The 25,732-nt window shown below is 70.8% G+C and carries 23 protein-coding genes; 15 read left to right on the top strand and 8 right to left on the bottom strand.

Annotated elements, in window-relative coordinates:
* Window positions 1-145 precede the first annotated feature (145 nt).
* Window positions 146-2,515, top strand: coding sequence for a zinc-dependent metalloprotease (locus FPZ41_RS15025; RefSeq protein ID WP_152862859.1), 2,370 nt, complete (start codon window positions 146-148; stop codon window positions 2,513-2,515).
* A gap of 13 nt (window positions 2,516-2,528) precedes the next feature.
* Here the strand turns inward: FPZ41_RS15025 and FPZ41_RS15020 are convergent, their stop codons facing one another.
* Window positions 2,529-3,299: a GntR family transcriptional regulator gene (locus FPZ41_RS15020; RefSeq protein WP_152862857.1), complete on the bottom strand. Its 771-nt coding sequence runs from the start codon at window positions 3,297-3,299 to the stop codon at window positions 2,529-2,531.
* Between the two features lie 361 nt (window positions 3,300-3,660).
* Between FPZ41_RS15020 and FPZ41_RS15015 the strand changes: the two genes are divergently transcribed.
* The 7 genes from FPZ41_RS15015 to FPZ41_RS14985 all read left to right on the top strand — a co-directional run bounded on the left by FPZ41_RS15015 (window position 3,661) and on the right by FPZ41_RS14985 (window position 11,795).
* A complete protein-coding gene (locus tag FPZ41_RS15015) occupies window positions 3,661-4,830 on the top strand; it encodes a peroxidase-related enzyme (protein ID WP_152862855.1) in 1,170 nt (389 codons plus the stop codon).
* A 90-nt stretch (window positions 4,831-4,920) separates the two neighbouring features.
* Window positions 4,921-6,009 (top strand): ABC transporter substrate-binding protein, encoded by a 1,089-nt coding sequence (locus tag FPZ41_RS15010; RefSeq protein ID WP_152862853.1) that lies wholly within the window; start codon window positions 4,921-4,923, stop codon window positions 6,007-6,009.
* On the top strand, window positions 6,002-7,090 hold the full coding sequence (locus tag FPZ41_RS15005) for an ABC transporter ATP-binding protein (protein WP_322620249.1): 1,089 nt from the start codon (window positions 6,002-6,004) through the stop codon (window positions 7,088-7,090). Before FPZ41_RS15010 ends, FPZ41_RS15005 begins: the two co-directional genes overlap by 8 nt.
* On the top strand, window positions 7,087-8,007 hold the full coding sequence (locus FPZ41_RS15000) for an ABC transporter permease (protein WP_152862851.1): 921 nt from the start codon (window positions 7,087-7,089) through the stop codon (window positions 8,005-8,007). The genes FPZ41_RS15005 and FPZ41_RS15000 overlap by 4 nt, the downstream gene beginning before the upstream one ends.
* A complete protein-coding gene (locus FPZ41_RS14995) occupies window positions 8,004-8,831 on the top strand; it encodes an ABC transporter permease (protein WP_228022738.1) in 828 nt (275 codons plus the stop codon). The genes FPZ41_RS15000 and FPZ41_RS14995 overlap by 4 nt, the downstream gene beginning before the upstream one ends.
* 94 nt (window positions 8,832-8,925) lie before the next feature.
* The gene (locus FPZ41_RS14990; RefSeq protein WP_152862849.1) at window positions 8,926-9,948 is read left to right on the top strand and encodes a dipeptidase; all 1,023 of its coding nucleotides are present in this window, start codon (window positions 8,926-8,928) and stop codon (window positions 9,946-9,948) included.
* Window positions 9,945-11,795, top strand: coding sequence for an FAD/NAD(P)-binding protein (locus FPZ41_RS14985; RefSeq protein ID WP_194236092.1), 1,851 nt, complete (start codon window positions 9,945-9,947; stop codon window positions 11,793-11,795). The genes FPZ41_RS14990 and FPZ41_RS14985 overlap by 4 nt, the downstream gene beginning before the upstream one ends.
* A 117-nt stretch (window positions 11,796-11,912) precedes the next feature.
* Here FPZ41_RS14985 and FPZ41_RS14980 read toward each other — a convergent pair whose 3' ends face one another.
* Entirely contained in the window at window positions 11,913-13,127 is a 1,215-nt protein-coding gene (locus FPZ41_RS14980; protein ID WP_152862845.1) for a right-handed parallel beta-helix repeat-containing protein, read from the bottom strand.
* A 153-nt stretch (window positions 13,128-13,280) separates the two neighbouring features.
* On the opposite strand from FPZ41_RS14980, the gene FPZ41_RS14975 reads away from it, so the two are divergent.
* Window positions 13,281-13,733, top strand: a complete 453-nt coding sequence (locus FPZ41_RS14975) for a YbhB/YbcL family Raf kinase inhibitor-like protein (RefSeq protein ID WP_152862843.1) — start codon at window positions 13,281-13,283, stop codon at window positions 13,731-13,733.
* Between the two features lie 364 nt (window positions 13,734-14,097).
* Entirely contained in the window at window positions 14,098-15,249 is a 1,152-nt protein-coding gene (locus FPZ41_RS14970; RefSeq protein ID WP_152862841.1) for a S1 family peptidase, read from the top strand.
* A 92-nt stretch (window positions 15,250-15,341) separates the two neighbouring features.
* On the opposite strand, the gene FPZ41_RS14965 is transcribed toward FPZ41_RS14970, so the two are convergent.
* The 4 genes from FPZ41_RS14965 to FPZ41_RS14950 are packed head-to-tail and all read right to left on the bottom strand — an operon-like array spanning window position 15,342 to window position 18,882.
* Window positions 15,342-16,262 carry an ABC transporter substrate-binding protein gene (locus tag FPZ41_RS14965; RefSeq protein WP_322620251.1) on the bottom strand — a complete coding sequence of 307 codons (921 nt, stop codon included), beginning with the start codon at window positions 16,260-16,262 and terminating at the stop codon, window positions 15,342-15,344.
* Between the two features lie 54 nt (window positions 16,263-16,316).
* A complete protein-coding gene (locus tag FPZ41_RS14960) occupies window positions 16,317-17,006 on the bottom strand; it encodes an ABC transporter permease (protein ID WP_152862837.1) in 690 nt (229 codons plus the stop codon).
* A complete protein-coding gene (locus FPZ41_RS14955; protein WP_152862835.1) occupies window positions 17,003-17,668 on the bottom strand; it encodes an ABC transporter permease in 666 nt (221 codons plus the stop codon). The genes FPZ41_RS14960 and FPZ41_RS14955 overlap by 4 nt, the downstream gene beginning before the upstream one ends.
* The gene (locus FPZ41_RS14950; protein ID WP_152862833.1) at window positions 17,665-18,882 is read right to left on the bottom strand and encodes an ABC transporter ATP-binding protein; all 1,218 of its coding nucleotides are present in this window, start codon (window positions 18,880-18,882) and stop codon (window positions 17,665-17,667) included. Before FPZ41_RS14950 ends, FPZ41_RS14955 begins: the two co-directional genes overlap by 4 nt.
* A 195-nt stretch (window positions 18,883-19,077) precedes the next feature.
* On the opposite strand from FPZ41_RS14950, the gene FPZ41_RS14945 reads away from it, so the two are divergent.
* Entirely contained in the window at window positions 19,078-20,079 is a 1,002-nt protein-coding gene (locus tag FPZ41_RS14945; RefSeq protein ID WP_152862831.1) for an ornithine cyclodeaminase family protein, read from the top strand.
* Window positions 20,076-21,614: an HAL/PAL/TAL family ammonia-lyase gene (locus FPZ41_RS14940; protein ID WP_322620248.1), complete on the top strand. Its 1,539-nt coding sequence runs from the start codon at window positions 20,076-20,078 to the stop codon at window positions 21,612-21,614. The genes FPZ41_RS14945 and FPZ41_RS14940 overlap by 4 nt, the downstream gene beginning before the upstream one ends.
* A gap of 172 nt (window positions 21,615-21,786) precedes the next feature.
* Here FPZ41_RS14940 and FPZ41_RS14930 read toward each other — a convergent pair whose 3' ends face one another.
* Window positions 21,787-22,638 carry a DUF427 domain-containing protein gene (locus tag FPZ41_RS14930; RefSeq protein ID WP_152862827.1) on the bottom strand — a complete coding sequence of 284 codons (852 nt, stop codon included), beginning with the start codon at window positions 22,636-22,638 and terminating at the stop codon, window positions 21,787-21,789.
* Window positions 22,639-22,844: 206 nt separating this feature from the next.
* Between FPZ41_RS14930 and FPZ41_RS14925 the strand changes: the two genes are divergently transcribed.
* Window positions 22,845-23,750 carry a glycoside hydrolase family 16 protein gene (locus tag FPZ41_RS14925; protein WP_152862825.1) on the top strand — a complete coding sequence of 302 codons (906 nt, stop codon included), beginning with the start codon at window positions 22,845-22,847 and terminating at the stop codon, window positions 23,748-23,750.
* A gap of 25 nt (window positions 23,751-23,775) precedes the next feature.
* Here the strand turns inward: FPZ41_RS14925 and FPZ41_RS14920 are convergent, their stop codons facing one another.
* The gene (locus FPZ41_RS14920; RefSeq protein WP_322620247.1) at window positions 23,776-24,222 is read right to left on the bottom strand and encodes an ATP-binding protein; all 447 of its coding nucleotides are present in this window, start codon (window positions 24,220-24,222) and stop codon (window positions 23,776-23,778) included.
* A 314-nt stretch (window positions 24,223-24,536) separates the two neighbouring features.
* Here FPZ41_RS14920 and FPZ41_RS14915 point away from each other — a divergent pair, with 314 nt between their 5' ends.
* Both FPZ41_RS14915 and FPZ41_RS14910 read left to right on the top strand, forming a co-directional pair.
* Window positions 24,537-25,409, top strand: a complete 873-nt coding sequence (locus FPZ41_RS14915; RefSeq protein ID WP_131562003.1) for a helix-turn-helix domain-containing protein — start codon at window positions 24,537-24,539, stop codon at window positions 25,407-25,409.
* The gene (locus FPZ41_RS14910) at window positions 25,406-25,657 is read left to right on the top strand and encodes a DUF397 domain-containing protein (protein ID WP_131562005.1); all 252 of its coding nucleotides are present in this window, start codon (window positions 25,406-25,408) and stop codon (window positions 25,655-25,657) included. The genes FPZ41_RS14915 and FPZ41_RS14910 overlap by 4 nt, the downstream gene beginning before the upstream one ends.
* The last annotated feature ends 75 nt before the right edge of the window (window positions 25,658-25,732 follow it).

Here is a 25,732-nt window from a genome sequence, read left to right as displayed (position 1 = left end):
TCCGCGTCGCAGCCGTGCCTCCGCAGCCGTCCATCCGCAGCCGTCCATCCGCAGCCGTCCGTCCGATGCCGGGCACACGGCCCCGCCGGCCGGTGTCCCCTCGCCTACGATGTACCGCCGCAACACAGCACCTGGAGACACCGGCATGGCCGACAACGATGCCCGCGCTTCTCGCGCCGGGGAGGATTCTCCGGAGTCCCCGAAGTTCCTGGAACTCGTCACCGATGAGTGTGAGCCCGGCCGGGTACTGATCGGCGTCCGGGACTTCGACTCCGCCTTCCTGCTCATGGTCTCCCTGGCCCAGGGCCTCGGCTCCAGTGAGTTGCGGCTGGACCGGGGACGGGCGGGGAAGGTCCGGCTCGCGGAGTTCCGGCGCGTCGGAAACCGGGTGCTGTTCCTCGTACGGAACAAGCACGTCCGGACCAGCGGCGATCCGGCCGCCGTACGGGCCGGTGCGGAATCCTTCGCGCCCTCCGTCGTGTGGAGCGGACCGGTGCTCCGGGAGCACGACGGTGTCGTGGTCGTCGATGTCACCGGTCTCGTCGTCACCGACCACGACCGGATCGCGGAGCAGTTGCGCGAGCACGGGCAGGGTGACTACGTCCTCGACTCCTCGACCAGCCTTCCCCTGACGGCCGGCAGCCGCACCGGTCCCTGTGGCGTCCGGCTGCCGGCCCTGCTCACCTTCCGGGGGCCCGGACAGGGTGCGGCGGTGCGGGAGGCCGCCGCCGATCCGGCCGTCCTCACCTTCGTCCAGCAGCTCCAGCTGATGCGGCTGCCCGATCCGCCACTGCCGCCCCGGCGTTACCACCCCGCCTCGGGCGGCTACGGCATCGGCTACACCGACCACCGGCTGGCCGGGACGGCGGACACCCAGGTCAAGGTGCAGCCCAGGTTCCGGCTGGAGCGGACGGGGGCGGACCCGGCGCGGGTCCGGCGGCCGATCGTCTTCCAGGTGGATCCGGCGGTCCCGGAGCCGTTTCGCTCGGCGGTGGTCGAGGGCGGCAACTGGTGGCAGGACGCCTTCGCCCGGATCGGGCAGGCGGACGCCTACCGGGTGGAAGTGGGCGGCGCGGACTTCGACCCGTACGACCCCGATGTCAACGCGGTGGTCTGGGTGCATCGCGCCGGGCGCGGCTGGTCGCACGGTCAGGCGCTCACCGACCCCCGGACCGGCGAGATCCTGACCGCGCGGGTACGGCTCGGCTCGCAGCGCCTCGACCAGGTGCGGGCGCTGGGCGAGGCCCTGCTGGCGCCCTACGGTCATCCCGAGGAAGCGGAACGTGTCGCCGCCGTGGAGGAGTTGGTCCTGGCCCGGGTCCGCCAGCTCGCGGCCCACGAGATCGGACACGCCCTCGGCTTCATGCACAACTTCGCCAGTACCCGGCACCCCCGGCCCTCGGTGATGGACTACCCGCACCCGCACATCGGGGTGACCGCTGAGGGGCGGCTCGATCTGTCCGCCGCCTTCGGCACCGGCCTTGGCCCCTGGGACCACTTCCTGGTCGCCCACGCCTACGGCGAGTTCCCGGGCCGCGACGAGGAGGACGCGCTCGCCGCGCTGCGCGCCGAGGCCGCGGCGGCCGGGCTGGTGTACGTCACCGACGAGGACGGACGCGGGCCGGAGGCCGGACATCCCGACGGGGTGCCCTGGGTGATGCCGGGTGCCGGGGACGCGCTGGACGCGCTCGCCGCGTGTCTGCGGGTGCGCCGTGTCGCGCTGTCGGGTTTCTCCCCCGGCGTGCTGCCGCCCGACCGGCAGACCGGGGAGTTGGAGGAGCGGATCGTGCTCCTGCATCTGCTGCACCGGCACGAGGTGGCGGCCGTGGCCCGCCTGATCGGCGGTGTCCGCTACGCGTACGGGCGGGCCGGGGAGAACGGCGGCGGGACCGTGGCCGTGGACGCCATGCTGCAGCGGCGGGCCGTGAGCGCACTGACGGAGCTGTTGCGCGCCGAGGAACTGGCTCTGCCCGACCGGGCGTTGGCGGTGCTGACTCCCCCGGGCATCCGCTACGGCCGGACCTCGCAGTACTTCGACACCCTGGCGGGACGTGTCTTCGATCCGTTCGCGGCGGCACGGACGGCCGCGGCGATGGTCACCGAACAGCTCCTGGAGCCCGGTCGTCTGAACCGTCTCGCCTGGCAGCATGCCGTCGACCCCGCCGTGCCCGGCGTGACCGAGCTGCTGGACGCGACTCTGGCCGCCACGTGGCGGCGCACCGACCCGGTCCCTTCCAGTGTCACGGCAGGCGCCGCCGTCCAGTACACGGCGGGTTGGCTGCTCCTGCACCATCTGCTGACCGTCCTGGGCGGCACCGGGCTGCACGCGCCGGTCCGGGCCGAGGTCCTTGCCGTGGTGCGCCGGCTCGCCGCCGATCTGCGGCGTCCCGCGGGCCGCGGGCAGGAGGGTGCCCAGGAGTACGAGGCCGCGGAGCTGCTGTCCGCCTATCTGGCGGACCCCGATGCGGTACGGGTCGAACCGCTGCCCCGCATCCCGCCGGGCGCGCCCAACTGACGGGCGCCCCCGCTCAGGCGATGTCCACGCCGTCGGACACCGCGGGTATCTCGTAGGCGAGCCGGAAGCGTTCGCCGGGGACCACCAGGTCGGCGGTCTCCAGGGCGCGGGCGTCGGCGTAGTAGGTGCGCTCGATCGCCGCGACGGGAGCGCCCTGCACCACGTCCAGGGCGTCCGCCTCCTCCCGGGTGGCGGGCCGGGCCGTGACCGTCTCGGTGGAGCGGGTGATGTCCAGCCCGATGGAGGACATACGGGCGATGACGCTGTGGCCCGCCATGGGGCCGGCTCCGGGGAGGGCGACCGGTGTGCCGCCGGTGATGCTGAGCGACTCCCAGCTCACGCAGAACATGGCCGGTCTGCCGTCCCGGGCCAGGAGGTACTCGCTGCGCACCACGAGGTCCGCCGGCGCGATGCCCAGGCGCCGGGCGACGTCGTCCCCGGCCGGTTCGGTCCTGGAGTGCGGGGTGCTGCGCACCGAACGGTCGTCGGAGCTGTCGCGTCCGCCGTCGACCGCCAGTCTTCCCTGGAGCCGTTGGTGCGTCCACGACCTGGCCATGGTCGTCGACGAGGACGGCTCGCGGACGAAGACGCCCACCCCTGCCCGGCCCTTGACGAGTCCGTCCGTCTCCAGGGACCGCACCGCGGCGGCGGCGACGTTCGAGCCGACGCCGTACGTACGGGCGATGTCGGCGCGTGAGGGAAGCGGCTCGCCCGGTGCGATCTCACCCTGTTCGATCCGGCGACGCAGATCGGCGGCGACCGCCCGATAGGCAGCGACTTCCATACGTCTCACTTTCTGGACAATGTCTCATCATTCGAGAAGTTTTGTTAAACGTCGAGGCCGCGCCACCGGCGCCGGAGGGGGATCCACCCCCCAGGCCGCCCTCACCTGTTGCAACAGGTGAGGTCACCTGCCCGCCTTCTCGCGAAGTCTGCCACGACCGACCGGAAGCCTGTTGCATCAGGTACCGGGTCACGAGGCTCCACAGCACCCCTCTCCCAGGCCCTGAACAGCTTTGTTACAGGCAGCACAGCCCTTTGCGCGGCGCTCGGAGCCGGGGCTACCTTGCACCTCCGGCCACGACCCGCCACGTCTCACTGAGCGGACGTCTGCATGGACCGGCCCGTCGGTGAGGAGGACAGACATGAGGGACGGCACGCCCTACCGCCCCGGACTCGTCGAGCACATGGACGCCACCCGGCGCGCCCTGCTCGCCCCCGAGTCCTCAGGTGCCCTCACTCCCGGCCTGCGCGCCTGGGCTGCCGCACGGGTCGCCCTGCTCACGGGCCGCCCGGACCTGGCCGCCACCTACTCCGCCGAGGCCGCGGACGGCCCGGCGACCGCCGGAGCCACGAGCACCGAGCCGCCGGCCGGTGATCCCGCCCTCCTCGATGCCGTAAGACGCTTCACCGACGCCGTCACCCGCGCACCCCGCGCCGCAAGCCCCGAGGCCCTGGGCGATCTGACCGCCCAGGGCCTCGGTCCGGCCGAGATCGTCTCGCTCGCCCAGATCTGCGCCTTCGCAGCCTTCGAGGCCCGGGTCGCCGCCGGACTGGCGTTGCTCGACGCACCCCCGGCACCCCCGGCACCCGCGGCCGCCCCCGGCACGGCCGTAGACCCCGCGGACGATCGGCCCACAGGCGAGCAGCCCACGGGCGAGCCGGTCGCCGAGGAGCCGCTCACGGCCCCCGTCTTCACCCTGGCCCAGCTCACCTGGCAGCCGCGCATCCCCGCCGTGGACGCCGGTTCCCTCAGTGCCGTACAGCAGGCGGTGATCGACGCGCACGCCACGCTCTCGGTCGCCTCCCCCTACTACCGGACCCTGCTGCACGACCCCGCGGCCCTCGACCACCGCACGCACGTCTACAACACGGTCATGTACGGCCGCGGCGGCCTGCCCAGGCCCGAGCGGGAGCTTGCGACGCTGCTCGTCTCGCGGATCAACGGCTGCGTGTACTGCGCCTCGGTGCACGGCCGCAAGTACGCCCAGCTCTCCCGTGACGAGGCCGCCGCCGAGAAGGTTTTGCACACGGGCGGCGCCGCGCTGGCCGCCTCGCCCCGTCCGGCGGCCATCGCCCGGTTCGCCGAGCGGCACACGCTCACCCCGCCGCGCACCGATGCCTCAGACGTGGCCGCGCTGCGCGCCGCCGGGCTGACCGAGGTGGAACTGACCGATCTGGTGTACTCCGTCGCGCTGTTCGCCTGGGCGAACCGGCTGATGCTGGTCCTCGGCGACGCCGAGCCGTCACAGCGGCCGGACGGCGACAGCGACGGCCCGGCCGCCCGCGAGTCCTGTAGCAGGACGTCCGGCTGACGCCCACGGCCGTACGTGGTGCCGGGCCGGCCGGACGTCGCCCTCGCCGCTCCCCCGCTGCTCCCCCGACGACTCTCCCCGGAGAACGACATGCCCTCCCTTCGCTCTGTCCTCACCGCGTCCGCGGCACTGACCGCGACCGCCCTCTTCGCCACCGCCTGCTCCTCCAACGCCGCCTCGCCCGCCGGTGGTTCGGGCGACGGAGGGGGCAAGCAGACCATCACGTTCATGGGCTTCTACGGCACCTTCCAGGACGCGTTCACCAAGACGGTGATCGACCCGTTCGAGAAGGCCAACCCGGACATCACCGTCAAGTACGTGCCCATCCAGAACTCCGCCGAGGTGCTGGCGAAGCTGCGCGCGAGCAAGTCACGGCCGGTCGCCGACGTGGCCCTCATCGACCGCTCGGTCGCCCCGACGGCCAACCAGGAGAAGCTGTTCGCCAAGCTCGACACGGCGAAGGTGCCCAACCTGGACCGGCTCGTCGAGTCCGCGCGCAACAAGGACGGCTACGGCCCCGGCTTCAGCATCGACAGCCTGTCGATCCTCTACAACTCCAAGAAGGTCAAGCAGGCCCCCACCAGCTGGAACGACCTGTGGGACCCGGCGTACAAGGGCAAGCTGGCGATGCCCATCGCGGACACCCGGGGCGTCGCCCTGATCATCGCCCTGGAGAAGATCCTCGGTGCCGACTACAAGACGGACATCGATCCGGCGATCAAGAAGCTGAAGAGCCTCTCCGGTGGCGTGGAGACCTGGCAGCCCTCCCCCGACGTGTACACCGCGGTGCAGTCCGGCGAGGCGGACGTCGCCGTCGGCTGGAACGCCCGCGGCCAGTACTACAAGGACTCGTCCGGCGGCGTCGTGCAGCCGGTGCTGCCCAAGGAGGGCACGGTCACCCAGATCAACACGATCAACCTGGTCAACAACTCGGCGCATGCCGCGGCGGCGCAGAAGTTCATCGACTACGCCATCGGCGCCAAGGCCCAGAAGGCGTTCGACGAGGCCGCCTTCTACGCCCCCGTCAACCAGGACGCGTCGCTGTCCGCGGCCGTCAAGGCCCGTACGACCGCGTCCGAGACGCAAGCGAAGAACCAGATCCCGGCCGACTGGGACTGGCTCACCACGCGCTACACCACCTGGGTCGACCGCATCAAGCAGGAGGTCATCGGTGGGTGACACCCCCCATCTGGTCCTGAGCGGGCTGGCCAAGACGTATCCGGGTGCGGACGGCGCCGCCGTGCGCGGGATCGACCTCACGGTGGAGCGTGGCCGGATCCTCGCGGTGCTGGGCCCGTCCGGCTGCGGGAAGTCGACGACGCTGCGGCTGATCGCCGGTCTCGTGGCGCCCACCGCGGGCCGTATCGAGGTCGACGGACGTGACCTGACCGATGTGCCGGTGCACCGCCGTGACATGGGCGTCGTCTTCCAGTCGTACGCGCTCTTCCCCCACCTGGACGTGGCCCGCAACGTCGCCTTCGGCCTGGAGATGCGGGCGGTCGGCAAGGCGGAGGTGAAGCGCCGGGTCGGCGAGGCGCTGGAGCTGGTCCGGCTCGGGCACCTCGCCGGGCGGCGGATCGCGCAGCTGTCCGGCGGGCAGCAGCAGCGGGTCGCGCTGGCCCGTGCGCTGGTCGTCGAGCCGTCGGTGCTGCTGCTGGACGAGCCGCTGTCCAACCTGGACGCGCGGCTGCGCTCGACGATGCAGGACGAGATCGGCCGTATCCAGCGCGAGACCGGCATCACCACCGTGTTCGTCACTCACGACCAGCAGGAAGCCCTGTCGATGGCGGACTCCGTCGCTGTGATGAACGAGGGCCGCATCGAGCAGACGGGCACCCCTCAGGACATCTACGAGCGGCCCGCCCGGCCGTTCGTCGCCCGCTTCGTGGGCCGGGCCAACATGGTCGAGGGCACCTCCCGGGGCCGCGACGGCGAGCGCACCCTGGTGGAGCTGCCGGGCCTCGGCAAGGTGCCGGCCGCCGGTGACCCCGTCGAGACCGGGCGCCCCGCCACCGTCATGCTGCGCCCGCACCGCATCGCCCTGGCGGCTGCGGCACCGGAGAGCGGCGGCGCCCGCGGCACGGTGCTGTCGGCGGCGTACGCGGGCGAGACCGTGGCCTACCGGGTGCGGCTCGGTGACGACGGGCCGGTGCTGGACGTGGAGCGGCCCACCGGCAGCGAGGCGTCCCACGGCCCCGGCGCCGAGGTCGCGCTCTCCTGGGACCCGGAGGCTCCCCGGCTCGTGGCGGACCCGTCATGACCGCCGAGGCGGTGGCCGCGCCGGCGGTGAGACCGGTGCGGCCGCGCGGGCCCGGCCGGCACGCGCTCGCGCTGCTGGCGCCCGGGATCGTCGCGCTGCTGCTCACCTACGCCATGCCGCTGGTGTGGGTGCTGCGGATGTCGCTCAACGAGTCGGGGGAGGGCGGCCTCATCCGGCAGACCGTGTCGTTCGCCACCTTCGCCGAGGTGCTGAGCAGTGCCCACTGGTGGAATGTCATCGGGCAGACCGTGGAACTTGGCGTCCTCGTCACCGTCTGCACGCTCGTCGTCTCCTATCCGCTGGCGCTGTTCCTGGCCCGCACCACCAGCCGCTGGCGCGGCCTGCTGGTCGCGCTGGCCGTGACGCCGCTGCTGATCTCCTCGGTGGCCCGGACCTTCGGCTGGATGGCGATCCTCGGCAACCAGGGGCTCGTCAACAAGACGCTCGGCGAACTGGGGATCATCAGTGAACCCCTGCAACTGGCCAACAACCTCACCGGCGTCGTCATCGCGTCGACGGAGATCTACATGCCGTTCGCGATCCTCGCCATGATCAGCGGCTTCGGCCGGCTCGACCCCGAGCTGGAGCACGCCGCCGCCTCGCTGGGCGCGCCCCGCCGCACCGTCTTCCGCCGGGTCGTGCTGCCGCTGACGCTGCCCGGTGTGCTCACCGCGGCGCTGATGGTCTTCGTGCTCAGCCTCAGCGGCTACGTCACTCCCCGCCTCATCGGCGGCGGCCGGGTGTTCGTGCTCGCCACCGAGATCTACGACCAGGCCACCACCGCCCTGGACTGGCCGGTGGCCGCCGTTCTGTCGGTGCTGCTGCTCGCCCTGTTCGGGGTGGTCATCGCGGTGTACCTGCGCGCCCAGAAGGTGCTCGAAGCCCGCTTCACCGGACCGCAGGGGGCACGCTCATGACCGTACGCCGCACGGGCCGGATGCCGTGGGCCCACCGGCTGGGCCGGGCCGGGTGGGCGGCCGTCCTCGTCGCCCTCTATCTCTTCCTGCTCGCCCCGATCCTCGTGGTGCTGGTGGAGTCGTTCGACGACGCGACCTATCTGCGGTTCCCGCCGCAGGGGTTCACCTTCGACGCCTACGGACAGGTGTTCGCCAACGAGTCGTTCCGCCTGGGTATCCAGGTCAGCGGTGTCACGGCCGCGGTGACCGCGCTGCTCGCCATGATCGCGGGGGTGCCGGCCGCGCTGGCGCTCACCCGGCTGCGGTTCCGGGGCCGGTCCGCGATCGAGGCGGCCTTCCTGTCGCCGCTGCTGGTGCCGCACATCGTGCTCGGCCTCGCGCTGCTGCTGATCCTTGCGCCGATCCCGCTGACCGACACGTACTGGGGGCTGATCCTGGCCCACCTCGGCGTGACGGTGCCCTACGTCGTACGCACCGTGTCGGCGGCCCTGATGTCGGCCGACCCGCGCGCGGAGGAGGCCGCCCGGACCCTCGGGGCGAGCGGCTTCACGGCGTTCCGCCGGATCACGCTCCCCGCCATCCGGTCGGGGCTGCTGTCCGGAGGTGTCATCGCCTTCCTGCTGTCCTTCGACGAGACGGTGATCTCGCTCTTCGTGTCCGGGCAGAACACCGTGCCCCTGCCGGTCGCCGTACTCCAGTACGTCGAGTACCGCAGTGATCCTTCGATCGCCTCGCTGTCGGTGCTGCTCGTCCTGCTGTCCGTCGTCGTGGTCGTGCTCGTCGAGCGCGGCCTCGGCCTGCGCCGTTCGCTGCGCTCCGGCTGACCCTCCCGGAAATCACCCCTGTATCGCCCCTGTACCGCCCAACTACCGCCCATGTACCGCTCGGTAGTACCGCTCTGTGCCAAGGAGTTCCCCCGTGCCCCTCGATCCCGCCACCCTCCACCGCGACAGCGTGGTCTTCAACGCCCTCGACTGCACCCCGCTGGCGTGGGCCGACGAGACCTATCTCGGCAAGCTCGCCGCCTCCGGCGTGACGGCGCTCAACCACGCGGTGTCCATCTCCCAGGACTACGACGCGGCGGCCGCGGCCCTCGTCGGCTGGCAGCGACGGCTGGCCGAGACGGACGGGCGGGTCTTCCAGGCGTTCGGCCTTCAGGACGTGGCCCGCGCCAAGGCCGAGGGCTCCGTCGCCTGGTTCGCCGGGTTCGAGGACAGCAAGCCGGTCGGCGACGACCTGTGGCGGCTGGCGGCCTTCCACCAGATGGGCCTGCGCTTCATGGGGCTCACCTACCAGAACCGGAACTACGCGGGCGACGGCAGCGGTGAGACGGCCAACGGCGGTCTGAGCCGATTCGGCCGCTCCCTGGTCAAGGAGTGCAACGCGCTCGGCGTCGCCCTGGACCTGTCGCACACCGGTGAGCGCTCCACGCTGGAGACCATCGAACTGTCCGACAAGCCGGTCCTGGTCACCCATGCGGGGCTGACCCACTTCGTGGACAGCCCGCGCAACAAGAGCGACGTCGTCGTACGGGAACTGGCCGCGCGCGGTGGGGTCTTCGGGCTCGCCTCCAAGTCCGGGTTCCTGGACAAGGACGGTCTGACCCGCCGGCCGAGCGCGCAGGTGTTCGCCGACAACATCGACTATCTGGTCGAGCTGGTCGGCATCGACCACGTCATCGTCGGCACCGACGTCGGTGACGAGCGCAAGTACTCCCGCGAGGGCATGGCGCGGGTCCGCCGGCTCTACCCCGAGATCCCCATCGTCGGCGAGGACCTCGACCTGGACCGCATCCACCCCGAGGGCATGGGCACCCCCGCCGACCTGCCGGTGATCACCGAGCTGTTGGTGGGCCGCGGCTACAGCGCGGAGGACGTCGTCAAGGTCCTCGGCGGCAACCTCCAGCGTGTCCTGGCCGACATCTGGGACACGGCGGCGTGACCGGGCGTACGGCGCACATCGCGGTCGTCGGGGCCGGGCCGCGCGGCACCGCCGTACTGGAGCGGCTGATCGCGGGCCTCGGCCACCGGGCGGCCCGACTGCATGTCGTCGAGCCCCGGTCGCCCGGCGCCGGCCGTGTGTGGCACCCGGGACAGCCCGAGCACCTGCTGATGAACACCCTCGCCGGGCACGCCACCGCGTTCCCCGACAGCAGCGTACGGATGGCCGGTCCGGCCACCACCGGGCCCGCCTTCCTGGACTGGGCCCGCGACCACGCTCCGGACCTGGCGCCCTGGGACCATCCCGGGCGGGCCGAGATGGGCCGCTATCTGGTGTGGGCGCATGAGCGCATCGTGGCGTTGGCCGCGCCGGGCATCCAGGTCGTCCACCATCCCGCACGGGCCGTCGCGCTCGACGAGGAGAGCGGGGACAGCGGGGGAGGGGCCGGCCGGCTGCGGCTCGGGCTGGACGACGGCAGCGCGCTGGTCGTGGACGCGGTGGTCCTCGCCACCGGCCACACCGACCGGCGTCCTGCCCCGGAGCAGCTGGAACTCGCTGCGGCGGCCCGCGAGTCGGGGCTGGTGTACGTCCCTCCGGGGCAGCCCCACGAGGCACCGCTGGATCTGCTGCCGCCGGGCGAACCGGTGCTCGTACGCGGTCTCGCACTCAACTTCTTCGACCACATGGCGCTGCTCACGCACGGCCGGGGCGGGCGGTTCACGACCGTTGGCGGACGGCTGCGCTACCGGCCGTCCGGGCGCGAACCACGGCTGATCGTCGGCTCGGGCCGGGGCGTGCCCTATCTGGCCCGGGGCCAGGCGCCCGGCCGGATGCCTGAGGGTCACACGTTGCGCCACTTCGACGGCGCGACCGTCGAACGCCTGACCTCGCGGGAGCCCGGCACCGTCGGGTTCATGGCGGAGGTCTGGCCGCTGATCGCCAAGGAAGCGGGGGCGGCCTGGTACCGGGCGCTGCTGGCGGTCCGCCCGGACGCCGTGCGAACGCCCGGCTTCCTGGAGCGGTACGCGGCCGTGGAGCACGGGTCGGAGCAGTGGACGGACCTGCTCGACCGGGAAGTGCCAGACCCGGCGGACCGCTTCGACCTGCTGGCGCTCGACCGGCCGCTGGCCGGGCTGCGGTTCGCCGACCGGACGGCCTTCGGAGGCTGGCTCGCCGAGCGGCTGCGCGAGGACCTGGAAGCGGCCCGGGATCCCGGGCGGAGCCCGCTGAAGGCGGCGGCCGGCGCGGTGGCGGCGGTCAAGGGGCAGGTGCGGCGGATCGTCATCTCCGGTGTGCTGACGGGTCCCTCGCACCGCGAGCTGTCCTGGTTCCGGGCGTTCGGCGCGCATCTGTCGAGCGGGCCTCCGGCGCTGCGGATCGCCGAGCTGATCGCCCTCCACGAGGCGGGGGTCGTGGAGTTCCTGGGCGCCCGGCCGACCGTCACCGTCGACCGGGGGGAGAGCCGATTCCACGCGGTCTCCCCGACCACCGGCGGGCCGGCGGCGACGACCCACGCACTGCTCGACGCCTGGCTGCCGGGCGCGGACCTGGCGAGCACCGCGGACCCCTTGCTGCGTGGCCTGCTCGTCTCGGGCCTGGCCCGCCCGCATGTCGCGGGAGGCGCGGACGCGCCGGAGGCGACCGGAGCGGTGGACGTGGAACTGCCCGAGTTGCGGGTGCGCCGCACGGACGGGCGCCCGAACCGGGGGCTGTACGCGTTCGGCATCCCCACGGAGGGGATCCACTGGAACACTGCGATCGGCGCGCGGGCCCACGCCAACGCGGACATGTTCCGCCAGGCGGACGCCATCGCCCAGGCGGTGCTGCGCTCGCTGCCGGAGGAGTAGGGCGGACCCGGGGCGGGACGCGTTGCGCAGTTTCAAGGGCTGTGTCCGCGTCACCTCCGGCGGCGGCGGCCTCGGAGATCACCCGGATCGGGCCGGGCCGGCTCAGGTCAGGTCAGGTCAGATCCGTGCCCCGAGGTCCGCGCCGTTGCCAGGGCGCAGGAACGTGGAGGGCGGGACGGAGCCGTCGGCCGCCCTGGGTCCGGTGATCGTGCTCGGGTCGGTGCTCACGAACGACCATGTGCCGCCGAGGTCCCAGGAGTTGCCGCTGCCCGTGGAGGTGGAGCCCAGCGAGGCGTCGATGCCGTTGGCCACTGCCAGGTTCTTCGTCAGGGTGCTGGAGGAGCGGCTGAAGTTGAATCCGGTCTTCGGATTGCGCCACGCCGTACAGCGGTCGATCTTCATCCGACCGGGGTTGTTGTTGTCGACGAAGCCGCCGGCGGAGTTGTCCCAGGCGATGCTGTTGCGCACGGTGTGGTCGGCCGCCACACCGTTGCCGCCCATCTTGAACCCGTTGCCGTCACCGGTGAAGTCGGGCAGGTTCCACCGGTTGAACCCGTTGCCCCAGGCGAAGCTGTTCTCGACGAGGATGGGTGACGCGTCGAACATCCAGAAGTCCAGCCCGTCGTCGGAGTTGTTCCACAACCGGGCGCCGCGTACGACGTTGCCGCTGCCGGAGCCCTCCTTGATGGCCAGACCGTCGGCGCTCTCCCCGTTCTTGCGCGGGTCGCGGTTGCCGTAGCTGTCCAGGTTGACGATCTGGTTCTCGCTGGACGCGCCCTGAAGGTGCAGGCCCGACTCGTAGTTGTCCCTGGTGACGAGTCGGTCGAAGACGTTGCTGCTGGTGTCCACGCCGAAGACCCCGTAGGGCCCGTGGACGATCTCCAGCCCGGAGAGCCTCCAGTGCTCGCCCTCGATGTGGATCGCGCCGCGTTGGGCGCGGGGGATGGTGGAACCCACCTCTCCGGGGGTGTACGGCATGCCCTCCCCGTCGATGACGACGCGTTCGCCGTTGTAGTTGCTCATCGTGATCGGCTCGCTCGCCGTACCGCTCTTCAGCAGCTGGATGTTCGTGGTCGGCGCGTAGGTGCCGCCGCGGATCAGGATCGTGGATCCCGGCTGTGCCAGGTCCACTGCCCGCTGAATCGTCTTGAGCGGTGCCGACAGCGTCCCCGAGTCGCTGTCGTTCCCGTTCGTCGCCACGTACAGGGTGTTCGCCAAGGGCGACGCCGCGTGCGCCGTGACGCCCGGCAGGGCGACGAGCGTGGTGGCCGCAAGGCTCAGCAGGGCTGCCGTGGCTGAGTGCGCGGTGAAGGTGCCGGGCTTCGGACGCATCGGTCGTCTCCGGGTGGTCGGCTTACTGCGAGCCTACGGGTAAGCGCTTTCTGCGCCGGACACTAAGACTTCGCCGTGGGCACGTCAATGGGCATCCCGGTCACCAGCACCGGAGGGCGGGTACGCCTGGCCGATGCGGGTACCTCGGGCCACATGACTGACATCGACCTCACCAGCAATGCATTCAACGATCACTCCTTCATCACGCGGCGGTACGCCTACGAGGGCGAGAACATGTCCCCGCCGCTGACATGGAGCGGCGCACCGGACGACGCGGCCGAACTGCTGCTCATGTGCGAGGATCCGGACGCACCATCGGGCACCTTCGCGCACTGGATCGTGGTGGGCATCGACCCCCACAGCGACGGTGTGGACGCGGGGCACATCCCGCCCGGCGGCACCGAACTCGTCAACGGCTTCGGAGACCACGGCTGGGACGGACCACATCCGCCTCCTGGAGACAAAGCGCACCGCTACTTCTTCCGCCTCTACGCCCTTTCGGAACCGTGCGTGCTCCCCGACGCACCCAGCGCCGACCAGGTGCATCGGATCATCGAGAAGCGACAGCTCGCGAGCGGCACCCTCGTGGGGCTCTACCAGCGCTGAACAGCGCCGACGGACAGACATCGGGAGCGGGTGCGCGGGCGGGCACCCCACACAGGCGCCTCAGCACTCGCGGAGCTGAGGCAGCCGACCCCGTACGCCACCGGGAGCACCTGGGCCAGCTCCGCGACGTGACGCCCGGAAGCCCCGCAACTCGCGCTCCACGCCGGACAGCGGACTCGTTCACGTGAGCAACCGGTGGGCCCCGTAAGGACGTTGACCCTTCACCGCGTCACTACTCATTGCCTGTAATTGGCATGGACCTTCCCGTGTGCCCCGGCTATGCTCTGCCCCGCATGCAAGTGAGAGCGCTCTCAAGCTCTGCTGTTCCACCCCCACTCTGCTGGAACAACGAAGGGGCACTCCCTTGAGACGCACAACAGCCCTGCGCACCGGACTGTCCGCGCTCCTCTTGCTCGGCACCTGGGTCACCGCGAGCACCCTGCCCGCATCCGCCGCGGACTCCCCGGCCCGCTCGGCCGAGGCGCCGGCCTCCCCCGAGCTCCTCTCCGCCATGCAGCGCGATCTGGGCCTGACCAGGAGTCAGACCGAGGCACGCCTGGCCGCGGAGAAGACCGCGACGGCCGTGGAGCGGAAGGCGAAGCGTGCCGCCGGGTCGTCGTACGGCGGCTCGTGGTTCGACGCCGACAGCGGAAAGCTGACTGTCGCCGTCACCCGCAGCGCGGACACCGAGGCCATCCGCGCTACCGGCGCGACCGTGCGCCTCGTGAAGCACAGCGCGCAGCAGCTCGACGCGGCGAAGGCGCGCATCGACGACCTGTCCGCGCCCGCCGGTGTCGGCAGCTGGTACGTCGACCCCAAGGCCAACAAGGTCGTCGTGAACGTCGTCACCGCCCGCCAGGATGACAACGATGTCCAGGACTTCCTGGCACAAGCCCGTCAGACGGGCCCCGTGACCGTGAAGCAGACCCCCGCCGCACCGCAGACCTTCGCCGCCGGGACCGTGGGCGGCGACCCCTACTACACCGGCAACGTCCGCTGCTCCATAGGCTTCTCGGTGCACGGCGGCTTCGTCACCGCCGGGCACTGCGGCGGTGCCGGTGCCGCGGTGTACGGCTGGGACCGCTCGTACGTCGGCAACTTCCAGGGGTCTTCGTTCCCTGACAACGACTACGCCTGGGTGAACGTCGGCAGCGGCTGGTGGACCGTACCGGTGGTCCTGGGCTGGGGCACCATCCCCGACCAGCTCGTCCGCGGTTCCAACGAAGCCCCCGTCGGTACGTCCATCTGCCGCTCCGGCTCCACCACGCACTGGCGCTGCGGCGCCGTCCTGGCCAAGAACGAGACGGTCAACTACAGCCAGGGCGCCGTCCACCAGATGACGAAGACGAGCGTCTGCGCCGAGGGCGGTGACTCCGGCGGCTCCTTCATCAGCGGCGACCAGGCGCAGGGCGTCACCTCCGGCGGCTGGGGCAACTGCAGCTCCGGCGGCGAGACCTGGTACCAGCCCGTCAACGAGATCCTCAACCGCTACGGCCTGACGCTGCACACCGCCTGACCCTCCATCATCACGGACGAGCGGGCTCCGTCGCGGACCGGCCGACGGAGCCCGTTCAGGTCCCCCTGCGGTGTGGACATCGGCCGAACCGGTCAGCTCGTAAGGCCGGCCTTCGTCAGCCACTCCTTCGCGACCGTGGCGGCGTCCTCCTTGTCGTTGACGAGTTTCTTCATCATTTCCAGCAGGTCCGGGGTGGTGAGCTCCGCCGAGACCGCGTTGAGCGCCGACTTGGCCTTGTCGTTGACCGCGGACTTGTAGATCAGGGGCGTGACGTTCTGTGAGGCGTAGAGGTTCTTCGGGTCCTCCAGTACCACCAGCCTGTCCTCGATGATCGCGGGATCGGTGGTGTAGATGTTGGCGGCCTGCACCTTGTTCGAGTTGAGCAGCTTCAGCAGGGTGCTCTGGGAGCCCGCGTCGAGCGGCTGGAACTTCCCGAACTCGACGCCGTAGATCTTCTTCAGACCGACCCCGCCCTGCATACGGGTCTTGAACTCCGAGCCGGCACCGATCGTCCAGTCCCCCGCCACCGGCTTGAGGTCGGCGATGCTCTTGAGGTCGTACTTCTTGGCGGTCTCGGCCGTGACCGTGACCGAGTCCTTGTCCTCGGCCTCGGCGGAGTCCAGGATCGTCACCGCCGACGGGAGTTTCTTCTTCAGTTCGGCGTTGATGTCCTCCGTGCTGGTCACGGTGCTCGTCTTGTCGACCGCCACCGCCAGCAGCGCGCCGTTGTACTCCGGGAAGACCTGGATGCCCCCCTTGACCACTTGGTCGTAGTAGACCTCACGGGCGCCGATGTCGAACTTGCGCGTCACCTTCAGGCCCTTGGCCTCAAGGGCCTCGGCGTAGATCTCGGCGAGCAGTTGGCTCTCGGGAAAGTTGGCCGAGCCGACGACGATGGACTTGCCGTCACCGCCGTCGCCTCCCGTCAGCGGATTGCTGTCGCTGTCGTTCCCGCCGCCGCACGCGGTCAGCGAGAGCGCGGCGATCAGGCCGAAGGCAGCGCCGTGGTGGATGCTTCTCATGGGTGTTTCCCTTTCTCGGAACCCGGAGGCCAGGGCCCGGACAGCTCAGGACTTGGAGACCGTGGCCCGCAGGCCCGGTGAGACGATGGTGCGCCGCAGCGCGGCGAACACGATCTGGACGACGAGCGCCAGTACGACGACGAGCGCGGAGCCGCCGATGACCAGCTCGTAGTCGTTGCGGGAGAGTCCGTCGACGATGAAGCGGCCCAGGCCGCCGAGACCGGGATAGGCCGCGACGGTCGCGGTGGCCACTACCTGGATCGCGGCGATCCGCAACCCGAGGAGGATCAGCGGCAGTGCCATCGGCACCTCCGCCCGCACCAGGACCTGCCACTCGGTCATGCCGACCCCGCGCGCGGCGTCCCTGGTGGCGGGGTCGACACCGCGCACTCCCTCGAAGGTGTTGATGAGGATCGGCGGGACCGCGAGCGCGACCAGGGCGACCAGCACGGGCGTGGTGCTGAGCCCGGCGAGCGTGACGACGAGGACCACCAGGCCGAAGGTGGGGATCGCCCTCGCGAGGTTGGCCACGCCGGCCACGGCGAACGCCCCACGGCCGGTGTGCCCGACGAGCAGCCCCAACGACAGCCCGATCAGGGCGGCGAACAGCAGAGACAGACCGCTGTAGGTGAGGTGCTCCAGGAGCCGCTGGGGGATTCCCCCGTCACCGTGCCACTGCTTCGAGGACGCCAGCCAGTCCCCCACGAGCCGGAGTTGGTTCAGGAGATCGTTCATGACGCCGTCACCTTGCTCCGGGACCAAGGGGTGAGCAGTCGCTGTGCCAGGACCAGCAGCGCGTCGGTAGTGAGCGCCAGCAGCATGATCAGCACGATCGCGGTGACGATCGGCGTCGGGAAGTCGAGCTGGAGGCCACGGGTGATGTAGTACCCCAGACCGCCCTGTCCGATCAGTTGTCCCACGGCGACGAGGCTGATGGACGAGACGGCGGCGACGCGTACGCCGGCGATGACGATGGGCACGGCGATCGGCAGTTCGACCTGGACGACACGCCGTATCGGGCCGAATCCCAGCGCGGTGGCCGCCTGCCGGACCGGTTCGGGGACCGAGGCCAGCCCGTCCACGACATTGGGTACCAGGACCGACAGCGTGTAGAGCGTCAAGGGGATCATCACGGTGCGCTCGGTCAGCCCGGTGTACTTGACGAAGATCATGAACAGGGCCAGTGACGGGATCGAGTACAGGATGTTGGCCACGGTCAGCACCGGCCCGTACAGCCATCGCCGGCGATGGCAGAGGATCCCGAGGGGCACCGAGATGATCAGCCCGAACAGTACCGGCAGAAGGCCCAGTCGCAGGTGGATACCGGTGTAGTCGGCCAGTTCACCGGCGTGGTCGCCGATCCACTGCCACCGGACGAGCGGTTCGCCGTCGCTCATCCTTCACCGCCGCCCGCGCTGCCCGTGTCCGCCTTGCCCCCGGCCTCCTCCTCGGCCCCGGCTGACTTGTCCCAGGCTGCCTCCGCCCCGGCCGACTTGTCCCCGGCTGCCTCCGCCTCCGCCCTGTCGGCGGCGGCGGTCGCGGCGGACAGCTCGTACGCGTCCGCGACTCCGACGACCGCGCCGTCCGTGTCCACGCCCACCGCGAGCCGGGAGGGCGACAGGAGCGCCGAGTCGAGGGCGGCCCGCGCCGAGTCGCCGACGAGGCTGAAGGTGTGGCCGAGCCGCGTGAGCGACGCGTCCGCGAGCGTGCCGTTCTCCGGCAGTTCGGCTTCCGCGGCCCAGCCGAGCGGTCGCCGCTCGTCGTCGACGACGAGCACCCACGGCTCGCCCGCCGCCCGTGCGCGCGCCACGGGAGTGGTCGCCGGCAGCACCGGGCCATCGCGCAGCGGCACCTCGGCCGCCTTGACGAAGGACAGCCGTCGGATGCCCCGGTCCTGTCCCACGAAGCCGGCCACGAACTCGTCTGCGGGGTGAGCGAGCAGCCGCTCGGGGGTGTCGAACTGCGCGAGCCTGCCGCCGGTCCGGAACACCGCGATGTTGTCGCCGAGTTTGATCGCCTCGTCGATGTCGTGAGTGACGAACACGATCGTCTTGTGCAGCTCCTTCTGCAGTCGGATGAACTCCGCCTGCAGCTCCGCCCGCACGATCGGGTCGACCGCGCTGAACGGTTCGTCCATCAGCAGCACCGGCGGATCGGCGCCCAGTGCCCTGGCCACCCCGACGCGCTGCTGCTGACCGCCGGAGAGCTGGTTCGGGTAGCGCTTGCCCATCTCGCTGGGCAGCCCCACGAGTTCCAGCAGTTCCGCCGCCCGCGCCTGCGCCTTCCTTCGGTTCCACCCGAGCAGCAGCGGAACCGTCGCGATGTTGTCGAGGATGGTGCGGTGAGGGAACAGGCCGGCGTGCTGGATCACGTACCCGATGCCACGGCGCAGCTCGGGGGCGCGGATCTCCCGGATGTCCTGGCCGCGCAGGCTCACCGTCCCGGCCGTCGGCTCCACCATGCGGTTGATCATGCGCAGCGTCGTGGTCTTGCCGCAGCCGGAGGGACCGACCAGGACCGTGATGCCGCCCTCGGCCAGTTCCAGGGACAGCTCGTCCACGGCCGTGGTGCCGTTGGGATAGTTCTTGCTCACCGTGTCGAATCTGATCAAGGTTGCCCCTTACCCGACTGCATATGGTCATGCAGCGTTATCGGTGGCTGAATGGCAGTCAAGCTCGACTGTGAATGGCGTGTTACGTTCGCACGAAATCAGGCCGGGGGCGTCCGTAATGCCCACGTAATGCCCACATTCTCTTGCTGATGTGCCGTTCAGAATGGGCCAGCTCAGACGTAGGGAGACACACCCATGGAACCGGTCTGGTTCACCTTCGTGAACGGTTCGGACATCGAACAGCTCGAACTGACCGACTTCGAGATACTCGACGCCGTCGAGGACGGGCTTCGCGCCCAAGGCCTCGGAGAGACGGTCATCGAACCGCGCGTCCACCTGATGCCCGATCCCGCTTTCAACGGCCACTTCAACGTCCTCCGCGGCTATGTCGCCCCGCTCGGGCTGGCCGGGGTCAAGATCGTGGGCGACTACGTCGACAACTACAAGGCGGGGCTGCCCTCCGAGATGGCGCTGCTGAACCTCTTCGACCCGCGCACCGGCATGCCGGTGGCCGTGCTCGACGCCACCGCGCTCACCGAGATGCGGACCGGTGCGCTCACCGCGCTGGGGGCACGTCACCTGGCCCGCCCGGACGCCAGGGTCCTCGGGCACATCGGTGCCCGCGCCACGTCGTACTGGAACGTCCGCCTGCTCGACCGGCTCTTCGACCTCACCGAGATACGCGTCCACTCGCGTCGCCCCGAGAGCCGCCGTGCCTTCGCCGAGCGACTGGAGCGGGAACTCGGAAAGCCCGTCGTCGTCACCGAGGACTGGAAGACCTGCGTGGAGGGCGCGGACATCGTGGTGGAGGCGTCCCGCCTGGAGCGGCCCGAGCCGCTGCTCAGGACCGAGTGGATCACCCCGGGCGCACTGGTCGTGCCGTACGGAACGAACAGCGCCGTCGAACTCGGCCTCACGGACATCATGGACAAGATCGTCGTCGACGACTGGGGCCAGGCCCACGCCGGGCCGTTCGGCGCGCTGCGCGCACACGTCGACTCCGGCAGACTCGACGAGACCAACCTGCACGGTGAGTTGGGCGAGATCGTCGCCGGCCGCAAACCCGGCCGGGAGAGTGCGGACGAGACGAACCTGTTCTGGCACCGCGGGCTCTCGCTCTCCGACATCGCGCTGGGTGCCGCCCTGCTCAAGAAGGCCGAGGAGCGCGGCCTGGGCCAGAAGCTGCGATTCTCGTGACAGGGATCGCCGCAGAGGTCGTCGTCGACGGGAGGACGCTGTCCTACGACGATGTCGTCGCCGTCGCCCACCACGGCGCCCGCGTTGTGCTGGCGGACGAGGTACTGCCCCGGCTGGCGCGCGAACGAGCGGTCGTGGACGACGTCGTCGACCGCCAGGTGCCGGCCTACGGCCTGACGACGGGCCTGGGCACCCGCTCGTCGTACGCACTGCCACGCGGCGAGCTCGAGGTGTTCAGCGTCCGTACGGTCCGGGGACGGGCCAACGCGGTCGGTGATCCGCTGCCGGTTCCCGTCGTACGTGCCGCCGTCCTCGCCCGCGTGAGCGGCATCGCGGGCGGAGGCAGCGGAGTGCGGCCGGAGATTCCCCGGCTGCTCGTGGCGATGCTCAACACGGGGGTGCATCCCGTGCTACCCGAGGTGGGGTCGATCGGCGCCTCCGATCTGTGTCAGATGGCCCATGTCGGCCTGGTCGTCATCGGTGAGGGCCGAGCGGAGTTCGGCGGCACCGTGCTCGACGGCGCCGAGGCTCTGCGGCGGGCCGGTCTCGCCCCCGCCGCGCTGGGCCCGAAGGACGGGCACGTGCTGTGCAGCGCGAGCCCGCTGGCGGCCGGACAGGGTGTTCTCGCCCTGCACGAGGCCGCCGCCGTCCTCACCTTGGCCCAGGCGGTCACGGCCCTGACCTACGAGGGTTTCCGGGCGAACACGAGCCCGCTCGATCCCCGGGTCCTGGGCCTGCGCCCCGCCCCGGGTCAGTCCCGCGCGGCGGGCGAGCTGCTCGCCCTGCTGGCGGGCGGCCAACTGACCGATCCCCGGCACGCGCGGCGCGTTCAGGACCCCGTCAGCCTGCGCTGCACGGCACAGGTGCACGGGGCGCTGTACGCCGCGCTGGGCTTCGCCGACGACGCGCTCGGGCCGGAGCTGGGCGGCTGCGGCGACAATCCGGTGGTGCTGGCCGACACCGGCGAGATCCTCTCGTCCGGCAACTTCCACACCCCGGCCCTGGCGCTCGCCTTCGACACCCTCGCGCTGGCCCTGACGCAGACCGCGTCGCTCTCCGCCGAGCGCATGCGCCGGCTGCTCGACCCCGCCGTCAGCGGGCTGCCCGCGAACCTGTCGCCGTACGGTCCGGAGCGCTCGGGCTTCGCGCCGCTGGCCAAGACGGCGCAGGCACTCGTCGCCGAGATCCGCATGCTGTCCACACCGGTGTGCACCGACCCCCGTCACGGTGCGGACGCCGTCGAGGACGACTCGACCAATGCGGCGCTCGGGGCACGAAGGCTGTCCACGGTCCTGGCCCGGCTGCGTCACCTGCTCGCCGTGGAGGCCGTGGCCGCCGCCCAGGCAGTGGACCTGGCCGCACCGTCCACGCTGGGGCGGGGACCGGAGCTTCTGCACCGGACGATCCGGGAGATCGTGCCGCGCCTGGACGAGGACCGGCCCTGCGGGGTGGACGTGGAGGCGGTGAGCCGCGACATCCTGGGATCCGACGAGGTCCTGAGCACACTGCGCGGCTTGTTGGGAGGAGCGTCGTGACCGCCGTCGACGTACGGTCCGTGCGCCGTCGAGGCCATGGTCCGCACGCTGGGGGTCGATGCCGTCGTCCAGGGCTCGGACCGGCCCTACGCGGAGCCGCCGCCGCATACCGGCTTCGGTCCGGACGGAGCGGCGGCGTACGCCTTCCGTGTCGCCGATCCCCGGCGGCTGCTCAGAGGGGAGGATCGAGCGGGGGCCGGTTCGCGGGGTGCGCCTGGAGCGTCTTGGTGAACGGGGTGACGGGCCGCTCCAGGCGTTCGCCGTCCACGGTGATGTCGACCGCCTCGTTGTAGAAGGCGAGAAGGCCCTTGACGGCACCCACCGCGGGCAGCGGGGCCGCGTAGCTCCAGACGACGTTCGGCGCCACGTCGGTGTCGCCCCGCAACGACCAGTACTCGGCGGTGCCCTTGTACGGGCACCCGGTGCTGTGGTCGGTGGGGTCGAGCAGGTCGAGGCGGACGTCCTCGCGCGGAATGTAGTACCGCGTCGGCAGCCCGGTCTCGAAGAGCAGGACCGGGCGGTGGGTGTCCGCGACGACGGTGCCGCCGATCTCGACCCGGACATGGCGGCTGCTGGGGACGGCGTCCACCCGTTTGTGCGGGTCGCGGGGGTGGATGAAGATCTCTTCCTCCTCCTCGTACCAGTGGTCGAGGCCCTTGCCGCTGCGCCGGAACCACTCGAAGGCGATGTGACCGGCCAGGTCGTCGGCGGGGTACGTCCAGGCCGCGTTCTCGAACAATTCACCGTCGACCTCGAGGTCGTAGAAGATCCGTGATCCGGTGTGCGCGCCCGTCGGGGGATTCTTAGCCGGGCGCAGCAGATCCTCGCGGACCTCCGCGCGGGGGAAGGCATAGAGCGGCACCGGCACGTCGGGCTCCCACACCAGGACGGGATGCCTGCTGTCCACGACGGTGACATCACCCTTACGGCCGCGCACCCAGCGTTCGCTGGGCTCCCACAGGAGCCCTTCCGGAGTGACCCTGACGGCCCGGGCTGTGGGGAACGGGGTGGTTGGGGTGGTCATGACCGGCTCTCCTCCACTCGTCGCGACGGACGACAACACCAGTGTGGTCCGCCGGGTCCTGTCCCGCAGAGCGTGCCGTGGGCGCGGGTGCGCCTCCCCGGCGGCGGAGCATGACGGTCCGGTACGCGCCTCGTTCCGGGGATGGCGTCGCACCGGCCGTACGGCGAGGATGCTCTCCCCCGCACCGAGGATCGGAGGGCCTCCCGATGGGTTCCCACGCGGCACCGCACCGTCGCAGGCGCACCCTGCTCATCCCCCTGGGTCTGCTGCTCCTGGCCGTTCTCCTCGGTGTGCCCCGTGCTGACGGAGCGCCCGGGCCGGCCGAGGCCTGCCGTACCGCGGGCACCGAACTGCCCCGCGGCGACTGCGGGCCCTTCTGGCAGGTCCTCGCGGAGGACTTCAACGGTGACCGGGTGCCGCTGGGCGCGTTCAGCGACTGTGACCACCATGTCGACACCTCCGCCGCGTACTGCGGAGGCCTGAGCGGCACGTACCGCGACAACTGGTGGGCCTATCCGGCGGGTTGGCCCGACACGGCGGACGACCGGGGCCGGGATGTCGTGGGTGTCCACCACCCCGAGGACACCGTGAGCGTGGGTCCCGCGGAGAACGGCGACGGACGCATGTTCATCAGGATGTGGCGACCCGAGAGCGGAGGTCCCGTGCATGCTGCCGCAGTTGTGCCGCGCGCTGTCATGCAGATGAAGTACGGCAAGTACAGCGCCCGTATCAGGGTGACCAAGCTCGCACCGGGATACAAGTCGGCGTGGCTGCACTACGGCGGGGGCTGCGAGATGGACCATCCCGAAGGTGAGTGGACGGGCCCGCTCACCGCCTTCCATCATCCGTGCGGCGGAGGCAGGCAGGGCTACTTCCCTGGCAGCGACACCTGGACGGAGTGGCACACCGTCTCGACGGAGTGGACGCCGGGACATGTGCGGTTCTTCGTGGACGGCCGGCAGACCGGACATGACACCCGCGACGTGCCGGACCGTCCACTGTCCTGGGTGCTCCAGAACGAAAGTGCCTTGCAGGGGCCGGGCGCGGCTCCCGGCAGCAGCGCCCAACTCGACATCACCTGGGTCGCCGCGTACGCGTACGGATGGAAGTGACCCTCCTTGAGTGCACCCGCCAGGTTCACACGGGGATGGTCAGCGTCGCCCACACGGCGTTCCCCCCGGTGAGCAGTGATCGATCGACTCCCCAGCTGTCCGCGATCTCCTGCACCAGGAGCAGTCCGCGGCCGCTCTCGTCGTCCGGGCCCGGCTCGCATGTGGGCAGACCGCGGCCCGTGCCGTCCTGATCGTGCACTTCGAGGCGGAGACATGCTTCCGTGATGAGCCCGATGCCGCACAGGAACCGCGTACTGAGCGTGTGGCGTACGGCGTTGGTGGCCAGCTCCGACACGAGCAGTTCCGCGTCCGCGCACAACTCACCGGGCAGGCGCCACGCGGTGAGCCGCGCGCTCATGGAGCGACGGGCGACTCTGACACTGGAACGCTGTGCGGGGAGCTCAAGCCAGTGCGCTCGACTTGGGCTCGCGACGTCCGTGAGCCGGGGGGAGGGAGTCGTGTGGGGGGACACGGTTGTCGCCTTCCATAGTGGGGCGGCCGCAGTGCGGAGACGGGGAGGGTGAGCAGCGGGCCCGCCGGTAGGGGACGGCTTGTGACCCGGACGTCGGAGCACGCCAACTCCACCGGACACAAGTGCAGTTGACGAGGATCGCTCGTTGCCCGGCGGGATCACTCACACAAGTAACTATGCTCACAGGCGAGTTCAGGCTGCAACCGCCTGCCTGATAATTTCAGGAAGGCGGTATCCGACTGGTGGTATCCGTCTGGCGGCATCAGCAAGTCACTGTCAGACTCGTGCTCAGGGCAGTCCTCAGGAGGTAGAGCGTGAGCGAGGCTCGTTCCGGCGCAGGCACCAGCGCGCCCACCGTTCTCCGCATGATCCTCGGCCGGCGGCTGCAGGACATGCGGCAGGGTGCGGAGGTGTCACTGGACGACGCCGCGAAGGCCCTGCGGGTGAAGCCCCTGACCATCCGCCGCCTGGAAAAGGCGGAGGTGGCCCTGAAGCCCCTCTACGTCGAGAAGTTGTTGCAGACCTACGGTGCCGGCCAGCAGGAGATCGACGAGTTCGTCACGCTGGCCGAGCGGGCCAACCAGCCCGGCTGGTGGTACCCGTACCGCGATGTGCTGCCCACCTGGTTCACCGCGTATGTGAGTCTGGAGACCGGCGCCAAGACCCTGCGCACCTACGAACCCCACTACGTCACGGGGCTGTTGCAGACGTACGGATACGCACGCGCCCTGCTGCACGCGGGCTTCCCGCACGACAGTGACGAGGACCTGGAGCGAAGAGTCGATCTGCGGCTGCGCCGCCAGAGCCTGCTGGAGAAGGCCGACCCGCCCACCCTGTGGGTCGTGATGGAGGAAGCGGTGCTGCACCGCGTGGTGGGCGGGCCCGAGGTGATGCGGGACCAGATCGACCGGCTCCTGGCGGCTTCGGAGCTCGACCACGTCAGCATCGACATCGTGCCGTTCTCCGCGGGCGCCCACTTCGGGGTGTGCGCCCCCTTCACCTACTTCCGGTTCGAGGAACGTGAGCTGCCCGACATCGTCTACAGCGAGATCCTCTCCGGCTCCATGTATCTCGACCAGCGCTCCGACGTCGCGGCCCATCTTGAGGCGCACAACCGGATGTCCCTGCTGACCTCCTTGGCGGACAGCAAGGCCCTGTTGAACCGCATGCGCAAGGAGTACTCATGACCATCACCGGCGGAAGTGTCTACAACGGAATGCCCGCGGCAGCCCTCGGCGAGCAGGGCTGGGAGTGTCCGTGGAGCGGTCCCAACGGAGGTCAGTGCGTGGAGACGAAGCAACTCGCCGACGGCCGCGTGGCCCTGCGGCAGTCGGCCGATCCGGCCGGCCCCGCGCTGATCTACACACCGGAAGAGATCGCCGCGTTCGTCGCGGGGGTCAAGCGAGGCCTCGCCGACCACCTGGCAGCCGGCTGAACCAGAGCACGTGCGGGACGGATTCGGGCCCACCCTGGTCACGGCCTGCCCGGCACGCCGACGTACACCACTGAA

The organism is Streptomyces acidicola, assembly GCF_009377235.1.
Classification (GTDB): Bacteria; Actinomycetota; Actinomycetes; order Streptomycetales; family Streptomycetaceae; genus Streptomyces; species Streptomyces acidicola.
Note: the sequence above shows the minus strand (reverse complement) of the source record. Positions and strands in the feature narration are given on the sequence as shown.

What these genes read in the sequence shown, in the direction of transcription:
- FPZ41_RS15025 (WP_152862859.1), top strand. Translation starts at nt 146, where the DNA reads ATGGCCGACAACGATGCCCGCGCTTCTCGCGCCGGGGAGGATTCTCCG.
- FPZ41_RS15020 (WP_152862857.1), bottom strand. Translation starts at nt 3,299, where the DNA reads ATGGAAGTCGCTGCCTATCGGGCGGTCGCCGCCGATCTGCGTCGCCGG.
- FPZ41_RS15015 (WP_152862855.1), top strand. Translation starts at nt 3,661, where the DNA reads ATGAGGGACGGCACGCCCTACCGCCCCGGACTCGTCGAGCACATGGAC.
- FPZ41_RS15010 (WP_152862853.1), top strand. Translation starts at nt 4,921, where the DNA reads ATGCCCTCCCTTCGCTCTGTCCTCACCGCGTCCGCGGCACTGACCGCG.
- FPZ41_RS15000 (WP_152862851.1), top strand. Translation starts at nt 7,087, where the DNA reads ATGACCGCCGAGGCGGTGGCCGCGCCGGCGGTGAGACCGGTGCGGCCG.
- FPZ41_RS14995 (WP_228022738.1), top strand. Translation starts at nt 8,004, where the DNA reads ATGACCGTACGCCGCACGGGCCGGATGCCGTGGGCCCACCGGCTGGGC.
- FPZ41_RS14980 (WP_152862845.1), bottom strand. Translation starts at nt 13,127, where the DNA reads ATGCGTCCGAAGCCCGGCACCTTCACCGCGCACTCAGCCACGGCAGCC.
- FPZ41_RS14975 (WP_152862843.1), top strand. Translation starts at nt 13,281, where the DNA reads ATGACTGACATCGACCTCACCAGCAATGCATTCAACGATCACTCCTTC.
- FPZ41_RS14960 (WP_152862837.1), bottom strand. Translation starts at nt 17,006, where the DNA reads ATGAACGATCTCCTGAACCAACTCCGGCTCGTGGGGGACTGGCTGGCG.
- FPZ41_RS14955 (WP_152862835.1), bottom strand. Translation starts at nt 17,668, where the DNA reads ATGAGCGACGGCGAACCGCTCGTCCGGTGGCAGTGGATCGGCGACCAC.
- FPZ41_RS14945 (WP_152862831.1), top strand. Translation starts at nt 19,078, where the DNA reads ATGGAACCGGTCTGGTTCACCTTCGTGAACGGTTCGGACATCGAACAG.
- FPZ41_RS14930 (WP_152862827.1), bottom strand. Translation starts at nt 22,638, where the DNA reads ATGACCACCCCAACCACCCCGTTCCCCACAGCCCGGGCCGTCAGGGTC.
- FPZ41_RS14925 (WP_152862825.1), top strand. Translation starts at nt 22,845, where the DNA reads ATGGGTTCCCACGCGGCACCGCACCGTCGCAGGCGCACCCTGCTCATC.
- FPZ41_RS14910 (WP_131562005.1), top strand. Translation starts at nt 25,406, where the DNA reads ATGACCATCACCGGCGGAAGTGTCTACAACGGAATGCCCGCGGCAGCC.